The following is a 674-nucleotide window of genomic DNA, read 5'->3' as shown; positions in this document are numbered from 1 at the left end:
GACCCTGCTGAACCGGTCCAATCCAGCGCCCATCTCCGACATCCTAGCCACCCCGCCTGATGGTGAGTGGCTGGTCACCGTCGCAGTGTCGGGACAAAAACATGTCCTGCCCTACGCCCACGTCAACACCGGGGCAGGTCGGTGGCAGATGCGGATGGAGTCCACCACCGTCACATCCACCCCGGATGAGTGGATGATGGTTCGCGGGCACGCTCTGGAGTTGCGCCGTCTCGGAGTCCCCGCGTCAGCCGTCCTCACGGGAGACCCGTCCGGTATCGCGACCGCCGACAAGCTCGCCGCATGGGTGGAGCACTCCCGCCCGCTCGCCCCCTACCTCAGATCACCACTGCTCGACCTCGCGCTGTGGACCATCACGAAAGGAACCATGCACTGACCGACCATACCGACACCCTGCTCGACGCCACTCGACAGTGGCTGTCAGCGCTGCTCGACTCCGCCGACGTCGACACCATCGGCGCGGCGCACTGGTGGGACCGAGCTTCCGCCGCCTTGCAGGCGGCAGCCGCAGGAGCCACCACCCTCGCTCAGGCGACCACGATCGCCGCGACGAAGCTCCAGGTGGATGTACTCGGCGAGTCTGCGTCGCGAATCGTGACAGGACTGGCTGAGGTCATCGACCCGGCCTACACCGAGTGGGCTGATCGTGTGGCAGC

General features: G+C 66.5%; 2 protein-coding genes. Both read left to right on the top strand.

The window, feature by feature from the left end; translation table 11 throughout:
- Window positions 1-394 (top strand): hypothetical protein (locus ACTQY5_RS10985; RefSeq protein ID WP_441369207.1); only part of this gene is annotated, 394 nt, incomplete at its 5' end.
- Window positions 364-674 (top strand): hypothetical protein (locus ACTQY5_RS10980; protein WP_441369206.1); only part of this gene is annotated, 311 nt, incomplete at its 3' end. The genes ACTQY5_RS10985 and ACTQY5_RS10980, both read left to right, overlap by 31 nt.

Source organism: Acidaminococcus sp. HCP3S3_H5 (assembly GCF_052122235.1).
In the GTDB taxonomy this organism is placed as follows: domain Bacteria; phylum Bacillota; class Negativicutes; order Acidaminococcales; family Acidaminococcaceae; genus Acidaminococcus.
Note: the sequence above shows the minus strand (reverse complement) of the source record. Positions and strands in the feature narration are given on the sequence as shown.